Below are 378 nucleotides of genomic sequence, written 5' to 3'. Positions count from 1 at the left end.
AAGCGCCCGTTCGCGGTCCTGACCGCGCTGCTGCTCGTCTGCCTGCCGTCCGCGCGCGCGCAGGACCTCGTGTCCTCCGGGGGTGAGCTGCTGGACGTGCCGCCGTGCGCGCCCGGCGCGGCGGAGGTGAGGGCGATGGTGGAGGCGGGCGTGCTGCTGGGCTTCCCGGCGACACCTTCCGAACTCGCGCGCAACGCGGTCCGGCAGGTCTTCGAGGGGCTGCGCTGCGGCGACGTGGCGTGGACGACGCGGTTCATGTCGGGCGTGCCGCAGGGGTACGCGACGGGCATCCCGCGGCTGGGCGCGCCCCTGCGTGGCGGCTTCGAGCTGACGACCGCGACGACGGCGCTCTCGGAGACGGAGGCGGTCGTGCGCTGG

General features: G+C 75.7%; 1 protein-coding gene. It reads left to right on the top strand.

Features of this window, described 5'->3' with window-relative positions:
• A partial coding sequence (locus DEIPI_RS39125) for a hypothetical protein (protein ID WP_027481270.1) occupies positions 1 to 378 on the top strand: 378 nt, incomplete at both ends.

The sequence above is a fragment of the Deinococcus pimensis DSM 21231 genome (genome assembly GCF_000519345.1).
In the GTDB taxonomy this organism is placed as follows: Bacteria; Deinococcota; Deinococci; order Deinococcales; family Deinococcaceae; genus Deinococcus_A; species Deinococcus_A pimensis.
Note: the sequence above shows the minus strand (reverse complement) of the source record. Positions and strands in the feature narration are given on the sequence as shown.